Source organism: Singulisphaera acidiphila DSM 18658 (assembly GCF_000242455.2).
Lineage (GTDB): Bacteria > Planctomycetota > Planctomycetia > Isosphaerales > Isosphaeraceae > Singulisphaera > Singulisphaera acidiphila.
Genome location: NC_019892.1, coordinates 3,168,859 through 3,184,224 on the forward strand (window position 1 = coordinate 3,168,859; position 15,366 = coordinate 3,184,224).

Annotated in this window: 11 protein-coding genes, 3 tRNA genes and 1 pseudogene; 4 read left to right on the plus strand and 11 right to left on the minus strand. The window is 59.7% G+C overall.

Features of this window, described 5'->3' with window-relative positions; all coding sequences use genetic code 11:
* Positions 1-12: 12 nt before the first annotated feature.
* On the minus strand, positions 13-1,620 hold the full coding sequence (locus tag SINAC_RS12515) for a transposase (protein WP_015246011.1): 1,608 nt from the start codon (positions 1,618-1,620) through the stop codon (positions 13-15).
* 54 nt (positions 1,621-1,674) lie between these two features.
* Here SINAC_RS12515 and SINAC_RS12520 point away from each other — a divergent pair, with 54 nt between their 5' ends.
* Positions 1,675-2,181, plus strand: coding sequence for a hypothetical protein (locus SINAC_RS12520; protein WP_020466253.1), 507 nt, complete (start codon positions 1,675-1,677; stop codon positions 2,179-2,181).
* A gap of 123 nt (positions 2,182-2,304) precedes the next feature.
* On the opposite strand, the gene SINAC_RS12525 is transcribed toward SINAC_RS12520, so the two are convergent.
* The 4 genes from SINAC_RS12525 to SINAC_RS39830 all read right to left on the minus strand — a co-directional run bounded on the left by SINAC_RS12525 (position 2,305) and on the right by SINAC_RS39830 (position 6,995).
* Positions 2,305-3,171, minus strand: coding sequence for an SMP-30/gluconolactonase/LRE family protein (locus SINAC_RS12525; protein ID WP_015246013.1), 867 nt, complete (start codon positions 3,169-3,171; stop codon positions 2,305-2,307).
* Between the two features lie 952 nt (positions 3,172-4,123).
* Positions 4,124-5,089, minus strand: coding sequence for a thioredoxin family protein (locus tag SINAC_RS12530; RefSeq protein ID WP_237722544.1), 966 nt, complete (start codon positions 5,087-5,089; stop codon positions 4,124-4,126).
* Between the two features lie 300 nt (positions 5,090-5,389).
* Complete coding sequence (locus tag SINAC_RS12535) at positions 5,390-6,697, minus strand: TROVE domain-containing protein (RefSeq protein ID WP_015246015.1); 1,308 nt, start codon at positions 6,695-6,697, stop codon at positions 5,390-5,392.
* 230 nt (positions 6,698-6,927) lie between these two features.
* A tRNA-OTHER gene (locus tag SINAC_RS39830) sits at positions 6,928-6,995 on the minus strand.
* A 275-nt stretch (positions 6,996-7,270) separates the two neighbouring features.
* On the opposite strand from SINAC_RS39830, the pseudogene SINAC_RS41845 reads away from it, so the two are divergent.
* A pseudogene (locus SINAC_RS41845) lies at positions 7,271-7,498 on the plus strand (isochorismatase family protein); the annotation flags it as partial.
* Positions 7,499-7,730: 232 nt separating this feature from the next.
* Here the strand turns inward: SINAC_RS41845 and SINAC_RS40575 are convergent.
* A complete protein-coding gene (locus tag SINAC_RS40575) occupies positions 7,731-7,922 on the minus strand; it encodes a hypothetical protein (RefSeq protein ID WP_168165330.1) in 192 nt (63 codons plus the stop codon).
* Between SINAC_RS40575 and SINAC_RS41850 the strand changes: the two genes are divergently transcribed.
* Positions 7,858-8,106, plus strand: a complete 249-nt coding sequence (locus SINAC_RS41850; protein WP_020466251.1) for an AbrB family transcriptional regulator — start codon at positions 7,858-7,860, stop codon at positions 8,104-8,106. The genes SINAC_RS40575 and SINAC_RS41850 overlap by 65 nt on opposite strands.
* A gap of 215 nt (positions 8,107-8,321) precedes the next feature.
* Here the strand turns inward: SINAC_RS41850 and SINAC_RS12550 are convergent.
* From SINAC_RS12550 to SINAC_RS12560, 3 genes are all read right to left on the minus strand, one after another.
* Positions 8,322-8,396 (minus strand) — tRNA-Pro (locus SINAC_RS12550).
* 92 nt (positions 8,397-8,488) lie between these two features.
* A tRNA-Pro gene (locus tag SINAC_RS12555) sits at positions 8,489-8,563 on the minus strand.
* A gap of 48 nt (positions 8,564-8,611) precedes the next feature.
* Entirely contained in the window at positions 8,612-10,039 is a 1,428-nt protein-coding gene (locus SINAC_RS12560) for a DUF1570 domain-containing protein (protein WP_020466250.1), read from the minus strand.
* Between the two features lie 563 nt (positions 10,040-10,602).
* Between SINAC_RS12560 and SINAC_RS12565 the strand changes: the two genes are divergently transcribed.
* Positions 10,603-11,538: a hypothetical protein gene (locus tag SINAC_RS12565; RefSeq protein WP_015246017.1), complete on the plus strand. Its 936-nt coding sequence runs from the start codon at positions 10,603-10,605 to the stop codon at positions 11,536-11,538.
* Positions 11,539-11,570: 32 nt separating this feature from the next.
* Here the strand turns inward: SINAC_RS12565 and SINAC_RS12570 are convergent, their stop codons facing one another.
* Together SINAC_RS12570 and SINAC_RS12575 are read right to left on the minus strand one after the other, a co-directional pair.
* Positions 11,571-13,244, minus strand: coding sequence for a TolC family protein (locus tag SINAC_RS12570; RefSeq protein ID WP_237722543.1), 1,674 nt, complete (start codon positions 13,242-13,244; stop codon positions 11,571-11,573).
* 100 nt (positions 13,245-13,344) lie between these two features.
* The gene (locus tag SINAC_RS12575; RefSeq protein ID WP_154673700.1) at positions 13,345-15,084 is read right to left on the minus strand and encodes a TolC family protein; all 1,740 of its coding nucleotides are present in this window, start codon (positions 15,082-15,084) and stop codon (positions 13,345-13,347) included.
* Between the last annotated feature and the right edge of the window lie 282 nt (positions 15,085-15,366).

The following is a 15,366-nucleotide window of genomic DNA, read 5'->3' on the forward strand; positions in this document are numbered from 1 at the left end:
AACGCTCGGCTCCTACTCAAGAGCGGCCTTGTAGGCCGCAACCCGGTGAATGTTGAGACCGAGGGCACGCAAGAAGCTCGCATAACTGACGGCTGCCCGGCCACGAATTCGGAGCGACGCCATCCTCATCTGGTATTTGAATCGGGACATCGTCCCTTCAATCCCCGAACGCCAGCGATAACGCTCCTTGAACTCGTCCGAATGGTTGTGAAGGCGGCGCAATCGTTGGCGAACTCGGTCATATGTGTATTGGTAACGAGACTCCTTGCGACCCACGGCCGAGGCGCAGCACGACTTATGAAAGGGGCACGCTGCGCAGGTCGCCTCCTCGAAACACACCTGGAGTTTGTCAGCACTGGCGCTCGTTGTGATGGGGACGTGCCCTTGGGGACAGCGGACAACCAGGCCGTGCTCATCGAGCTCGAAGTCTTCGAGCGTCAGCTTCTCTTGCTTGCTTCCTTTGGGTGGCATCGACGGGGAAACCAGATCGACTCCCTGGTGTTTCGCCTTTTCGAGGTTCTCGTTCGAGCCGTAATGCGAGTCCGCCAGCACAACCTCGGGTTTGATCGTGCGCGCGTCGGTATCGGCCAGCGCAGGTTCCAGCGAGGAACCGTCGTGAACGTTCATCGGACCGACGGCGACGTGCGTGATCAGGTCGGGCGGTGGGGGAGGGGCCGTCCCCGTGGGGTCGTCTTCGACGTCGGAATAGGTTTCCATGATCTGGACCAGAAAGCCGACACCTCGATGGGCGTTGTAGGACGCATCGGGGTCGGCCGGGCTCAGAACGTTGCCGCAAGGCATCTCATTAGGTTCTTTGACCCGGACTTGGGGACCGGCTTCGGGATCGTTCTTAACTTCACATTGTTCGGAGAGTACACGGTCGAGTATCAGAAAGCTCGGGAGTTCAAGAGCCGTAGTCCCGCGAAGCTGTGTGACCAAGGCCAGCAGGTCCGTAGCGGCCTCGGGCAGCCGTCGCTTCGACTCGCTCGGCTTGGTGGAGGCAAAGCAAGCATTCCCCTCGCGATCGACATACTTGCGGACCAAGTCCGGGTCGACCTGAGCATGCAAGGCCGGATGGAAACGGCGAAGTTCGCGGAGGAACTTACTGATCGATTCGACGATGATCCCGAGCCGGGTCAGGCCGCGCATCGCCGATTGAATCGCAGTGGAATCCAGGCGTTGCTTGCTCGTGTCCGTGCCGACAGCTTTGATGAGTTGATCGGTCAGGGAGCGGAAGAGGACCTGATCCAGCCCCTTCTCAATGAGCCACTGGCGATAGTTTCTCAGGGTGCGTTCGCAGAGGTAGGCGTCGGACTCTGCCCTGATGTCGAGGGCGTATTGCCAGGTGATATTGAACGCGACGGCCTCGACAGTAGCGGCATCGGTCAAGTCGTGCAGCTGCTGAAGGATCAGTGCCCCGAGAACCATGTGGAGGTCCTTGGTGGGGCGTCCGAGCTGCCGCGAGAACCGCGTGATGAGTTCGCCGACGGGCAAGTGCTCGAGGAGGTAATCCCGGAAGACGCTGGCCCAGGACCGCTCGAGCAGTTGGCGACGCTTGCCGCCGAGATGGTCCCAGGGATCGAAGAGATCGCCGGTCTGGTGATCGCGAATGGTGATCATGCAGATAGCATAGCGCCCTCAGCTGAGTTTGCCAGACTTTTTGCCGGCCCGTCCATGTTCGTCTCTGTCTCCGCTCATAGTGATATCAACAGCGCCCCGGCGGGCTACCGCGCAGTGATGATCTCGACGCACTGCGAGTTGGAGCCGTGGGAGAAACTTACACCCGAGGGATACCGGGAACGCAAGCATGAGGTCGGCGAGCGTCTCATCAGACTGGCCAGGCGAATCTATCCGGAGTTGGGCCAGACCTCTCTTGTACGCGAAATCGCCACTCCAAGGACCTACGAGCGGTTCACCGGACGACCACGCGGGGCGGTGGGCGGCGTGAGGCAGACCCTCGCCAATTCGAACCAGCACGCCATTCCGCACAATCTGGGCATACCCGGCTACTGGTTAGTCGGCGACAGCACCTGGCCAGGCCTGGGGACCGTCGCATGTTGCCTGGGCAGTCACCTTGTCGCCGAGCGCGTGCTGGCCGGCGCGTGCCGACACTCCCCTGTGGCCCGCCCCCCAATCACCCGCGCACGAGGAGCCGCTTATGCCATCCGCGACACACGCTGAGTCGGAAACTCACACCCTGAAACCAGGCGCGACCATGAACGGTTACCATCCCGGATTCAAGCCTTGGAGGAAGTGGTTCGTCTTGACCAACGTGGGGGCGTTCCCAGGTTGCCGCCGCAACTTTTATTTGAACCGATCCTCTCCCTGGTTGTCCGCGGCTCTCTGATCCGGCAGCAACCAGGAGACCCTGGATGCCCGGCCCTTTGGCTCGATCCTGGCGATCCCGTGGCGCATGCCCAAGAAGATCGTACCCGACGGGGCGATCACCATCGAGTTCGGGTAGAGTCCCCCCCAAAACGCCTTGTCGAGAATGACGACGGTCTTCTTCGAAGCCGGGAAGATCCTGAGCAATCGCCTGGTCGTCGCCACGACCAGCGAGCCGTCGGCATCCTTCGTCGCAACCTGGGGAGCGTGTCCAAGGTCGAGCAGAGGTTCGGTTTTCCACGGACCGTCCGTCTTTCGGGAGATGCGTACCACCCGACCTTTCGAGACGCTGCCGTGTACCAACCCTTCAATTCCGACCAGTCCTGAACTCGTCGGAATCAAACCCATGATGTGGTCGTCCGAGATCTGGTAACGTCGATCACCGTGAGGCGAAAACCACCAAAGACCCGCTCCGAACTCGCCCGCGTTGAAGCCGACGATCCATCCATCATCGACTTTCGCGATCGTCCGCTCGCCGAACAGCCCCTCCTTTGCAGAACCCGATTGAATCGCGAAGGGCAGCGAGGAAGGATTTTCTTTTCGGAGCCCCCCCTTATGGACTCGTGGTCCGTTGTCGCCGGGAGTCACAACCCACTCGTGATCCACATCCGCGTTGGCTGCGAACCACTGATCCGAGCCCTCTTCAGGGGGAGCGGTGACGTACCATTGTTCCAGTACTCGCGGGTAATCTCCACCCTGAGTTAATAAAAGCATCAGGATGACCGGCTTTGTAAAAAACAGAGTGAGCGGATGAATCTCGATGTGGGCGGGGATATTGTAGGCCATGAGAAACTCTGGTGAGACGTTTGCTGGCTTTAATGAACGCCGACAAGACCACAAACGAATCGTTGTATTTTTAATCGCTACAGATCACCAAACTAGGGCGTGACCACCCTGGGTCGCCTCCATCCTCCAGCAAGCCGGCCGTAACTCTCGCCGTCAAGAAAAACTGAATCCGTTCGGAAAATCGTCGGGATCAGGGAGAAGCGTCGATGATTCCTCGGTTTCCCCCCGTCAGCAATCGAGCGCCCATCCCCGTAAGAATCGCGGCGACCAAGGTTGTCGCCGTATGCACGGCGACACAGAACCGAGCCTTATGCTCCTCGAAGTAATCCGCAAGACAACTCGAACAGAGGCACATTTTCTCGAGAACGCATTCGCGTTTCAGAAGAGTTTCAGGAAAAAAACCGAGTGTAGCAAGGGTCGAAAATCCAGCACAGCGAGAACAAGGGGCGATGAGCGGCAAATTCAGAGTCTAAAGGCATCACAAATAACATCAAGAAGGTGCCTCCTATTGCAAATCCCGCCCAGAACGTCGATTGCGGCGATCGCCTTCGGAAAAGGAAAAAAGCCAGCAGGCTGAATAGAAACGCAATAAGGCCGATCGCGAAAACTCTCATTGAGTGATGCTTCAGCAAAAGAAGACAATGCATGAAGCAAGCCAGTAAAATTACGCATGATAAATAGGATATTCTATTTGCAATAGGTGTTTGTCGACTAGGAAGCATTGCTTTGTCGAACGACGAATCCTTGATCCGGCATCATGCAATCATGATCCTTGACACAGATCATTTTTACTATTTCATACTTCAACTTGATTGGCATGTGGGCCCTCTCGCCGAGAAATTGCAGCCTCAAAGCCAGAGGGCCGGCCCCCGCGCGTTGACAAAGTCGAGTGCACACGAGAAATGCACTGGCCCAGGAGGGGTTCGTCACCGCTCCATTCCGTCGTCAAAGCCTACCGGGTGACGCTCCCGCGTGCAGCCTCGATCTGCTTGGCCTCGGATTTGAGGGCCGCCTCGACCGCATCGATCTGTGCGGAGTCCATCTTCCGCGCAACCTTCCTGAGCATGGAGACGAAGTGCGCGATCTCCTCGGGCGCGGCAGGGTAGCCGATGTTCCCCTTGGGGCCGTCGGAAGTGACAACCGCTTTCCCCTTGGCATCGAGGAATACGAACCAGGGGACGCCGCCCGCCTTCCCATGAGTGTATTTTTCGAGGATCTCATCGGCCCCAATCATCCGTGACAGATCCAGCTTGGTGTCCACGAAGTCGCGTGCGAAGATCGGGGCCATGTCCTCGCGAGCAAGGAACGCTTCGAGCTTGTGGCACCAACCACAGGTAGGGGTCCCGAAATGAAGGAAGACGAGCTTGTCTTCGCTCGACGCCTTCGCCAACCCCTCTTCGAATACCTTCGATGCAGCCACCTTCGGCGCAACCCATTCCTCAAGAAAAGCCTTCACCTTGGCTGGGTCGTGATGGTCACCCTCTTCAAGGGGGTCCGTCTGCTGGCGAGTAACGACATTGCCCTGACCGTCGAGAACGGCCAAGAATGGGTAGCCCACCCCCTTCAGGTCGCCCCGACACTTGGCCAGCAGGGCTTCCGCGTGGGGCGACTGTGTATCGACCATCACGAGGATGTACTCATCCGCGAGCAACCCGCGGATCTCCGCGTTGGAAGCGAAAAGCCCGTGAAGTTTATGGCACCACCCGCACCAGTCCCCACCGAACATGACAAGCACCCGACGTGCGTCCCGTCGCGCCAAGGCCGTCGCGACCTTGATCTGCTCATCGGCGTCGGCTTTCACGTCGTAGATCGAAGGGCGGGGGGCCTTCTTGACGGGGCCGTTCGCGTCTTGGGCATTCGCAACGGTGGGAACGGCCAGCAGAAGTGCAGCGGCGAATGACCGGTTGATTCTCGTCACGGGAGGGGCCTCCTTGGAATGGGTCGAGACGAAGGCCAATCTACACCTCCTGAGACGGCGCCTCAATGAAATTCTTCGTCGGGCATCACCCATGACTCTAACCATGTTCCCATCATTCAAAAAAAATTTTCACATTATCATGCCCTATTTATTGAATTTGTCGCGCAAAGTTCAAACAAAACATGCCGTAGTCCACTGGGCGGTTTGCGCCGGACCGTAGAGGAATCACTCCCAAAAAGAGTCGGGAGGGCCTCGTCTGCCCGCCCGTTCCGCGATGCGTCGCTGATTCACCGCAAATCGTCAGGCGTCCTTCCCACAGGTGGCCTCGTACTTGGCGATGTAATCCAACACCTTGTCGGACCAACCGTCGATGTGAAGCCATCGGCCATAACCAACGCCGTTCTGGTGACTTGCCACATTGATCAGATAGCCATTGAGCTGCGGTACCGGATCATGGCTCTGCTCGTCGGTAATGACGATCAATCGGTCACCAGTCGGCAGTTCGCTGACCGCCTTCCCAAGCTCCGTGCCTCCATGGGGCTGAGAATTCGTGATTGCGTCTCGCAGGGCGAAGCCTCGACGTCCTGGCACCTCGACCAGGCTGTTAGAGAAGGTGAATACACGCAACTCCTCGAACATTTCGCGGCCGATCATCGCCAACGAGCAGGCCACATCCATGCGGGTCAATTCGGACTTCCCGGACAATGCCGCCTCCATCGAGCCCGAGACGTCCACGAGCATGACCGTGTGCCCGGCCAGCTTCGCGCGTTCGGCGAAGCACGCGAGGAACTTGACCTCCAGTTCGGGTTCAAAGCGGGGGTTGTGTCGCGCCGAGGCGATGAAGTTGATTGGGAGAAGTCGTCCTGTCTTCACGTTACGGATACCAGTACGAATCGCCTCCACCTCCACGTCCGCCTTCGTCATGTTGCGGACGTTGCGAAGCATGGCGAGCCCACCGAGCCGAGCCTCGCGCAGCAGACGCTCCCACGCGACCTTCTTGTCGCCGCCCCTGGACAACTCAACTTCCCACGTATCCGGCGTGGCAAGTTCGCCTTTGACAAGCTTTCTCCAGAGTTCCGCTTGCGCCTCATTCAAGGGCTTCGGGCGCGTGATCCGAATGGCGTCGCGCAGCTTCACTGCTTTTTGGCCACCGTTGTACTTGGCGAGCTGGTACTCGTCAAATCTACGGAAAGAATCACCTAACCCTTTCTTGACCTGCTTGGCCAGTGGCTCATCCTTGTTGTCCTTCCAGTAGATGGCGAGGAACTCGGTAATGTCGTCCGGGCGAAGGATGACGCGGGGGAACAGATCCTTGGCCAGTGCGCGGCCTTCCTTCGTCCGCATCAACTCGCGAACGAGCAGGAGCGGGACATGGCGAAGGCGCATGTCCTCCTTCGCCTGGATCGCGATGCGCGCGACATCCTCGGCGGGGACGATCTTCACCAGTTCCGCAATCCGCTGACCGATCGTCTCCCCATTCTCGTAGAATTCCGATTCCCACAGGAGACAGGACATGACCGAACGTTCGAGTTGGGCGAATGGATCGATGCGAGCGGCTTGAGCGCCCTCGTGAGTGAACTCCTTCTGAATTCGGTTCAGTGCAGCCATATCAGCACCCATAAATTACGATAACGAGGGGGGAGGAATAAGCACGTAAGGGAAATTCCTGAGCGATCGAGTGGAATTCGACCCCACGGCATTCTCGCCCCGGAGGTCACGCTCTCCCGCTGAAGAATCCCGAACCTGCGCCACCACCCTGTTGCGGAGACCAAACCGTACGGGGAATTGGCGACAAAGGTACATAGCGCTCTGACCGCTGAGCTACCGGCGGGTTGCCCTGCCAGGCGGGATTCGAACCCGCGACCTCTCGATTAACAATCGAAGTAACCCTTGCCTGCACCACCGCACAATAGTTCAGTAGGAGGGGGAAGCTGCGATAAAGGTACATTCGCGCTCTACCACTGAGCTACAGTCCCGAAGAACTGGCCGGAATCGAACCGGCGACCTCGACCGTGACAAGGTAAGTAACCCTTATCTACACCACCCTCCCAAGTTTAAGAGTTAGGAACCTCACTCAAGGTTCGCTTTCAAAAATCGGCATTTTTTTAGCCACGATCGAAACAAGACCGGGACAATATTAAAACGATTGCTTTCTTTTGAAAGTGTTTGTTGAATCAATAAATTACCAAGCAGCAATGGGGAGCTTTCTACGGCACAGTGCTCGACCTTCAGCTTCGCCGACGCTGCGCGCGGACCATCGTCCTCGGCGAGGTCGCCACCAACTTCGGCGTCGAATCGACGGCACACGACGCCTGGTAACGGGGCGATAAGATTGTCATCACGGAAGATTCAACATCGAGATTGTCCACCGAGCTGCACAATTTCACGATGCAGCACATCCTGCTGTGAATCGCGGTGATCTCATCCTCGACAGCCCTTTCGTTCAAGGAGGATCAGAGGCGACATCCAGGCCGATCAGGTCTACTTTCCGGCCCTGCGTTTTTTGCCGCTTACCGAGACCTTGGCGATCGCGCGATTCGGAATGACGCTCGCACGTTGGGTGAGAATGCCTTCAGGTACTCTGATCGTTCCGATGGTGGTCGTGTCGATCCTTCATACCTGAGGAGATGGGGAAATCGACCTACCCCGCTGGCTGCTTGTGGGAACGTTCGCGATGCTGGGCTGGAGCATCGGTCTTGGGTTCACGCGAAGCGGGCTGGCTCAGGCCGCCTAATCCTTCCCATTGATCCTGGCTTCGGTTGCCATGCTTGATCGTCTTCTGTGGGGCGGCCACAATCATCTTCCATCGCGTCGTCTCCACCGAACTTCTCACGGCCTACCTCGCCACGAGCCCGGGAGAGATTGATGCGGTGATTGCCATCGCAGCATCAACGAACGTTGACATGCCCTTTGCCATGGGCTTGCAGACCGTCCGTTTAATCGTTGTGCTTTTCCTTGGACCAGCACTCGCGCGATTCGCCGCCCGTCGGTCAGGAATTGATTACGTGAGCGATTGATTTCCCATTTGTTCGGCACGCCCCGCCCGAACGACATACGTACTCAACCGGCGGATCGTGCCGTGGGAGTAGGCTTGTGAAGCCAGGAGGGAGATAGGGAGCGAAGCCCCATGACCACTATCTGGTAGGCTACCGGATCGGGCAAGGTTTCTGTGCCGCACTGCCCGGCTTAGGCCGGAATCCTAAGTTCAGGACTCGGCAGAATTTGTGTTCAATCGGGGCGAGAGGATTTGAACCTCCGACCTCACGGTCCCGAACCGTGCGCTCTAGCCATGCTGAGCTACGCCCCGTCTCATCTTGTTATACAGAACAAAATGAAACATGAAAATCCCGCCAGTGGTCGTTTTAGCAACCACTTGCGGGATTTCGCAATCCGAAGCAGTCGGGGCGAGAGGATTTGAACCTCCGACCTCACGGTCCCGAACCGTGCGCTCTAGCCATGCTGAGCTACGCCCCGTCTCATCTCGTCGTGCAGAACAGAATATTAGCAGCTGAACTCAATCTGTCAATTGGGCTTTGAAATTCCAGGTTTCGGAATCAGCGAAGTCGCGTCCTTCCTGCTCTCCTCAAGAGGTGTTTTCAGACCATCGAGAAAGGCATGCCAGTCGTTTTGAAGTTTCTCGAGATCGTCTCCAAACGCGAGGCGAAACGCGGATGCGGAGCGATTTTTTGAGCGAGAGGCCCTGGTGTCGGGGGCACGGAGTAAGTCCAGGAAAGTGAGGAATTGCTGAGGGCGTTCTTTACGCAGATAAAAAACCAGGGCCCAGGCTTGGGCGTAGGAATCACGCTGGTAACCTCGGCCAAAGCCATGGTCCTCGAGCAAGAGCGGCAGGGAGGTGCGCCGGGGGATTACCCGCCAGTCCGGCAGGCGAAGGTCGTGAGCACGGCCGACGCCGGCCCAGCGGCCACCACGGATCACCTCGAACTGGGCGGCGAAACCCTCGTGGAGCCAGAGGGGGAAATCGTCGTGGTGGGGCGCAAGGCGGCTTGAAGCCACGAGTTGATGCACCATCTCATGGGCTGCGGTGCCTAGATCGATGGAACGTCGATCGAGCTCGAGAAGGAGTTGTTGCCGACTGAGGTCGCGTTGAAGTTCCTCAAGGTATTTCTGGGCCTGGCCCCGACTCATCGTGCGTGGGGATTCGCCCCGAAGTTGGATCTGAAGACGGCGGCCGCTGGGGAGTCGCTCGAGAGTTGATTTCCAGGCAGCCAGTTCACGTTGCCTCGTCGCGAGCGGCTCACCCGATTGCTTCAAAGCCCCTGAGCTCCGCGCGTCGTACGCCAACACGGCATTCAACGTCGGGTGAAAATAGCCTCTGGTCAACCGGAAGGTCTCCAAATTCTCGGCCCGAAGATACGCCAGGTAATCTTTGTGTTCTGAGAAATAGGCCGAGGCCAACCGATGGTCCGGCAGCGCGAGGTCGATTCCCTGAGCCGCGAACAGCAGGTAGTACGTCGTGACCACACGCTCAAGGAGATCCACCCGTTCGGCGGCCTCTTCGGCCGTGTGCTGATGGACCAGGACGACGTGAGGACCTCGGGCCACCTCACTCGCCCCGCCGAGTGCGCGGAGGAGTGGCTCGAGATCGGGGTCCGGGCACGGTTTCGCCAGGCGTGCCAAGACCGCGACCATTCGTGCGGTCGGTTGGTGACCGGGATCCGCTTGATGAGCCGACTTGAGCATCGATTCGGCTTGCGGTGTGAGTCCATTCTCCAGTGCCCACCACGCGGCCGTTGCTCGGGCTTCGGCTCCTCCCGCAAGTGCAACGGCTTCTCTCGCCTTCCACTCACGTTCCGGCCAATGGCCGGGAACGATCGCTCGAAAATCGTCCTTGAGGAATTCAAAGGATCGGCCGGGGATGTCGATTCGAATGCTCGCCCCGTCCGTCGTCACCGGAACCTGGGCCTCCGCGCCCTTGGCAAAATAGACCAAGTCCGCTCGAACGGAAGAACGAGCTGCAAGCCCGCCGACGCCCCATACACATACGCACATCAAAACTAAAAACGCCAACCCTCTGCGAAATCTGGCTTCCCGACGATTCAGTGAATTCGACTCCGTTCCGGATCTGCGCATTGGATACCTGCATCGACAAACGGGGAGACCCTGGGAACGGGGCACGCAGAAAGAGTGTTCCTACCGTTCAGCCAACCCTGGTTGACTGCTCTGGAATCCTCCTTCAACAAAAAGATCGGCAATTTCCTCACAGCCCATGCAACAGGATTCGCAGAGCCAAAAGCGGAGCGTGGGAAGCTGGAGAAAACAGATCAAGGGATACGGGGGAGGGCATCACCGACCTCCAAGCAGTCCACACACTCTCTTTGATTCCAGGACTGGAGAGTTCGTGCGAGATTCGCGGGTCGTCTTTTCCGAGCTGACCGGAGAAAAAAGAGGGCTCCTCCGATTGGACCAGAGTCGATTCATGGGGCAAACTCTCCATTGGTATTTCCACGGACATGGAATACCCCTTCCCTCTCTTTTTTCAAGGAGGAGAGTCCTTGTCTTCGACCAAGGCTCAGTTTCGGCCGCTGTTGGAGACCTGCGAACCACGCGTTGCGTTGAGCGCAGACGTTCCCGCCAACACGCTGGCCGTCGCCCAAGGTGAGGTGCAAGCTCCTCGGAAGCCGGCCGAGATTTCGGTCCCGGTTTCGGCCAGGAACATCAACCACCGTCACTCGATCATCATCGGCGAGACGGTGAGGCCGGACAACGGAAGCTCGTTGCTCCCAGCGGTCACACACGCTCATGGGCCATCCGGCGAGCCACTCCCCGTGCACCAGGGGATTCAGGCCGGGCGTGGACGGCAGAGGTCAACACACGCGTACATTCGCACCGGTCAGGCTGGTCCGCTCACATCAAGGGTGACGGGACGAGCGGGGACAACGGGTGGGTTCCAGCTCAGCGCGACACTACCGGGAGACCTCAACGGCGACGGGCAAGTCACTCTCGCCGACCAGAAGGCGTTCTTGAGCACCTTTCGTTCGCGATACCGCAACACCAACTATCTCCCATCGGCCGACGCGAATCAGAACGGACAGATCGGACAGGGCGATGCCAGATTTCTACTTCGAAACCTCAAGCCCCTCACGCCGAAGGTCCCTCTCAGCATCTTTCTGACCTTGGCCCCCGAGGATGCGGCCAAAGGGCCGACACCCAAGACGTCCGGTGGAAAGACTCACCACAGGGACGTCACGATCCTGGGACATACGACCCCAGGCACGTTCATCTTCACCGATAGTGGGGTCGGCGACTTTTCGTTCCAAGGTGATGTCATCGCCGCCGATGCCCAAGGCAATTTTGCAATCAAGGTTCGCAACAAAGAGGGCCTGACGAATTACAACTTCCTGGCGATCGACCCCTATGGTCAGCAAGTGACCCGCGTCTACCCCGTCTACTGGCTTGACTTTGCCGCCCCCGGCTCGAAACTCAAGTAGTCTCGAGCGAACATGCCCTTCGCCTCGTCCACTCAACGAACGGGGACCAAGGGCAGGGGGGGTGAGGCGACCGGCGCGGCTGGAAGCGGCTCGGTGGCCGGGCGATCGAGCGGCGGCGGCGATCCTAACGACACGAACAGTCGGAGCTGCGCCTGATTGTAGTCGATGATCGCGCGCACATGATCGATTCGTGCCTGGGCGAGCAACTCCAAACTATTCGTCAACTCGATCGGCCGACCTACCGTATTTCGGAGTCGGTCGAGATCGGCGCGGAATCCCGCTTCCGAGGTCTCGAGCTGATGCCTCGTGGCATCGACCCGCTGCCGAGTGGCCAGGACCAATGCTCTTGAAGAAGCGACCTCCCGTCGGATCATGTTGATCGTCCGAGACTGCTCACCCATCGCTTGCCCGATTGCCGCCCGACGCTGTTTCTGGAGCGATAGATTCCCTAAACCAAGGTTCTGGAGCGTCCAGAAGAGACGCACATCAAAGTCGGTCCGGCTGGCGAAATTCCCCACCAACGGCGGAACAAGGTTGCTTCCCCCCCCCACCACACCGCCGCTGAAACCGAGCCAGACCGTAGGGAGACAAGGACGGGCGATTTCCTGGTTCAATCGCGTCTCCGCAACTCCGATGGCCGCAGCCCGATCGCCCATCTCCGGCCGGCCTTGAAGGGCCACTCGGACGAGTTCCTCCACCGGACTGCTCGCATCAATCAGCGCGATCGGAGCCACACTCGGCACAACCGGATGGACTCGGACGACCGGGTCGAGATGCAAACGCCTCGAGAGCCGCGCGGAAGCAACGGCAACCTCTTCCTCGCTCTGCTCCACCGCGCGGTGGATCAAGGTGGAGAGCGTGGCCGCGCGATCGGCATCCGAGACGAAACCTTGGCCCGACTCAGCGTAGGCCGCTGTCAGCCGAGCGGCTTCCTTGGCTTCCGACTCGGTCTCTCGCCGTAACTGGAGCGCAGCCTCGGCCCCTACCAGCTCGAAGTAGAGGGTGGACACATCCAGGAGCACAGAATTGGCGGTTGCAGCGGCGGCAAACCGAGTGCGCGCGACGTTCTGACGCGCCGCCAAGGGCTCGAAGATCGCGTCGGTCAATTGACTGGCAATCGTCACCGCCGGAACCGCAACCGGATTTGCTGCTGTTGGGAAGGCCCCTCCGCCGACGTAAACCGCCTGCTGCGACACCGCTAGAGTATGTCCCGCGGAACGCTGCAAGTTGCCGTCATGGCCGTGATAGGAAAGGCCCCCGTTGAGCGTGGGGAGCATCAGTGCGTAGGCCGCCTGTCGAAGCGCGGTGGCTTCAAGAATCCGCTGCCGGGCCTCGGCAATCTCAGGATTCTCGACCTCGGCGAGTCGCAACGCGGTCGTCAGATCAACGGGAAACGTCTGCACCGGCGGCGGAACGACCGGCGGGGTGACGACCACGGGGATCTTAGGGTCGGCTGAGGTCGTCGGTCTGAGTTTCGGATCAAACTTGGAATCGTGGGAAAGGGGACGCCTGGATCGTGCGTCGGTCGTCGCTTCTCCCCACGTCGGCAGGAGAAGTGAACCGGGTGCATTACGTTTGGGCACGACCGTCGCGATGCCAACGGCCCGAGCGCTCGACGTCTTGGCCATCCGTGAAGGAGTTGCCCCCAACCCCGCCTCAGCCGATCCCCCATCCTTGGCAACGAGGACCGAAAGCAGTGTCGTCAAGCTGGCCGTCCGCCGCCATCGTTTCCGAAGGGCAATGGCTCTTGATCGTGAGTCTGAAAACATTCTCGTCCCCTCCTTGGTTATCCGAATTTCGCCCCAATCAGCGTCCTGCCTGCGTGAGGGGCGGACCGGGAGGACGGATGTTGACGGACGTCGTGGCCAGTGGGACCGGGCTTGCAGCTCGGTTCGGCAATTTTTCCGGTTGAGGCGACCCTTCCGGGTTGGCGGGAGTCGGGATCGGATCGCCCGCTGGAACGACCCCGGCGGTTGGAACGGGACGAGCCAACGCATTCGCCGGGGGCTGCCCCAAAGCCACATAGAGCGAGAACTGAGCCTCGTTGTAGTCGACGATCGCGGCAAGGTACTCGTAGCGGGCACGAGCCAGGAGCCTCATGCTATCGAGCAGCTCGATCGGGAGCCCAACCGTCCCCTCGAGCCGGATGAGGTCGGCGCGGAATCCGTCGGTTCCGCTGCGAACCGCCTGTTCCGTGGTGCCGATCTGCGCATACCTGGCATGAGTCCGGGCATAGGCTTCCGCCACCTCCGCGCGAATCCGATCGAGAACCGCGACTTCTTGATAACGGGTGATACCGACGCGGCTTCGCGCCAGGTTGATCAGCGCGACGTTGCCCACACCGAGATTCTGGATCGTCCAGAAGGCATAGGCGTCCAGGTCGGTTCTCCCGCCAAACCCGCCGAAAATAGGGCGGACAAGGTTACTTCCGCCCCCCATACCCCCCGCACTAAAGCCGACTAGGACCGTCGGTGAGAAAGGAAGTACCTTCGCCCCCTCGAGCATCAAGAGCGTCTCGCGAATCGCGGCCCGCCGCTCGCCCAGTTCAGGACGCTGGAGCAAGGCCAGGGCAATCAACTCAGAGACCGGAATGGGGTCGGGGATGATCGGCTGCGGTGTCACCCAGGCATCCGTCGGGTGGAGCCGAATCGACGGGTCGAGGTTGAGTACGTCGCAGAGCCGAGCAGACGCGATGAGAACATCCCCTTCGGCGGCCAGGAAATCCGCCTCGCGTTTCGCCAACTCGGTCGCCGCGCGATCGGCATCGGCCCTCCGCCCCTGCCCGGCGGCGGCGTAGGCGGCCGTCAGCTTTGCGACGCGGCGTGCATCATCGCGAACCTGCATGGCGACGGCCCGTGTTCCCTCGCCACGCATCAAGGCACAGTAAGCGAGGGTCGTCTGGAGAAATGCCTGATTGCGGACGGCCAGGCTGGCGAACTCGCGTTGGCGTACCACCTGCTTCGACGCCAAGTAGCCGTAGACCACGGTCGCGACGTTGCCGCTCAAGACCACCCCAGGGATGTTGACCGTGCCGGCCGCAACGGCATTCGCGCCAGCGCCCACATAAACGGCCGATCGGTTCACGGAGAGGATGTTTCCATTGGACTGCTGCACGACGCCGGTGTGCGTGTCGTAGTTCATCCCCAGGTTAATCGAGGGCAGGAACTGGACCGCCGCAAGCTGCCGAAGCGCGGCGGCCTCGACCACCCGCTGGCGGGCGATCAGCAGGTTGGGGTTCTGCACCCCCGCAAGTTGGAGCGCCGTGTTCAAGTCGATCGGACGGATCGCAGGGTCCAAGATCGATGGCGCGGGAGGAAGGAGCAGGGGGGTTGGTGAATCAGAAGCCGCAGCATTCCCGGACGAGGGAGTGCTCGCAGTGGCACCATTGCTATTCGAGCGATCGCTCTCGTCTTCGCTCGGCGCCACAATCGGGGCAGGGGCGTTGGGAGATTCCGCACCGGGAACGGCCGGCGGACTCACGAACAGAATCACACCTAAGATTTTCCAGGGGAGGAAGTTACCCGTAATCCGACCTGTCATTCTCATCCTCAAACCTCTCTGTGTCGGGGCTTCCGGAGCGGACCTTCTCAGCGATCGTATCGTCCATAGGGATTAGCACGCTTGAGCCGATAGACCCGAGGTAAGCTTGACTTAATCTTGGTCTTCTGTTCCTGGGCCCACCATCCTTCGATCCGACGCATCCACCCCGCCATCCGAGAGCGCGACGGCTCGTCCGTCGCAAGCGCAATTTAGAACGGCCTCGCCCTCAAACGGCCGAGTCGATTCACGAAGCGACTGGCGAGGGTGAACCAGGATCAGCCCCCGGTG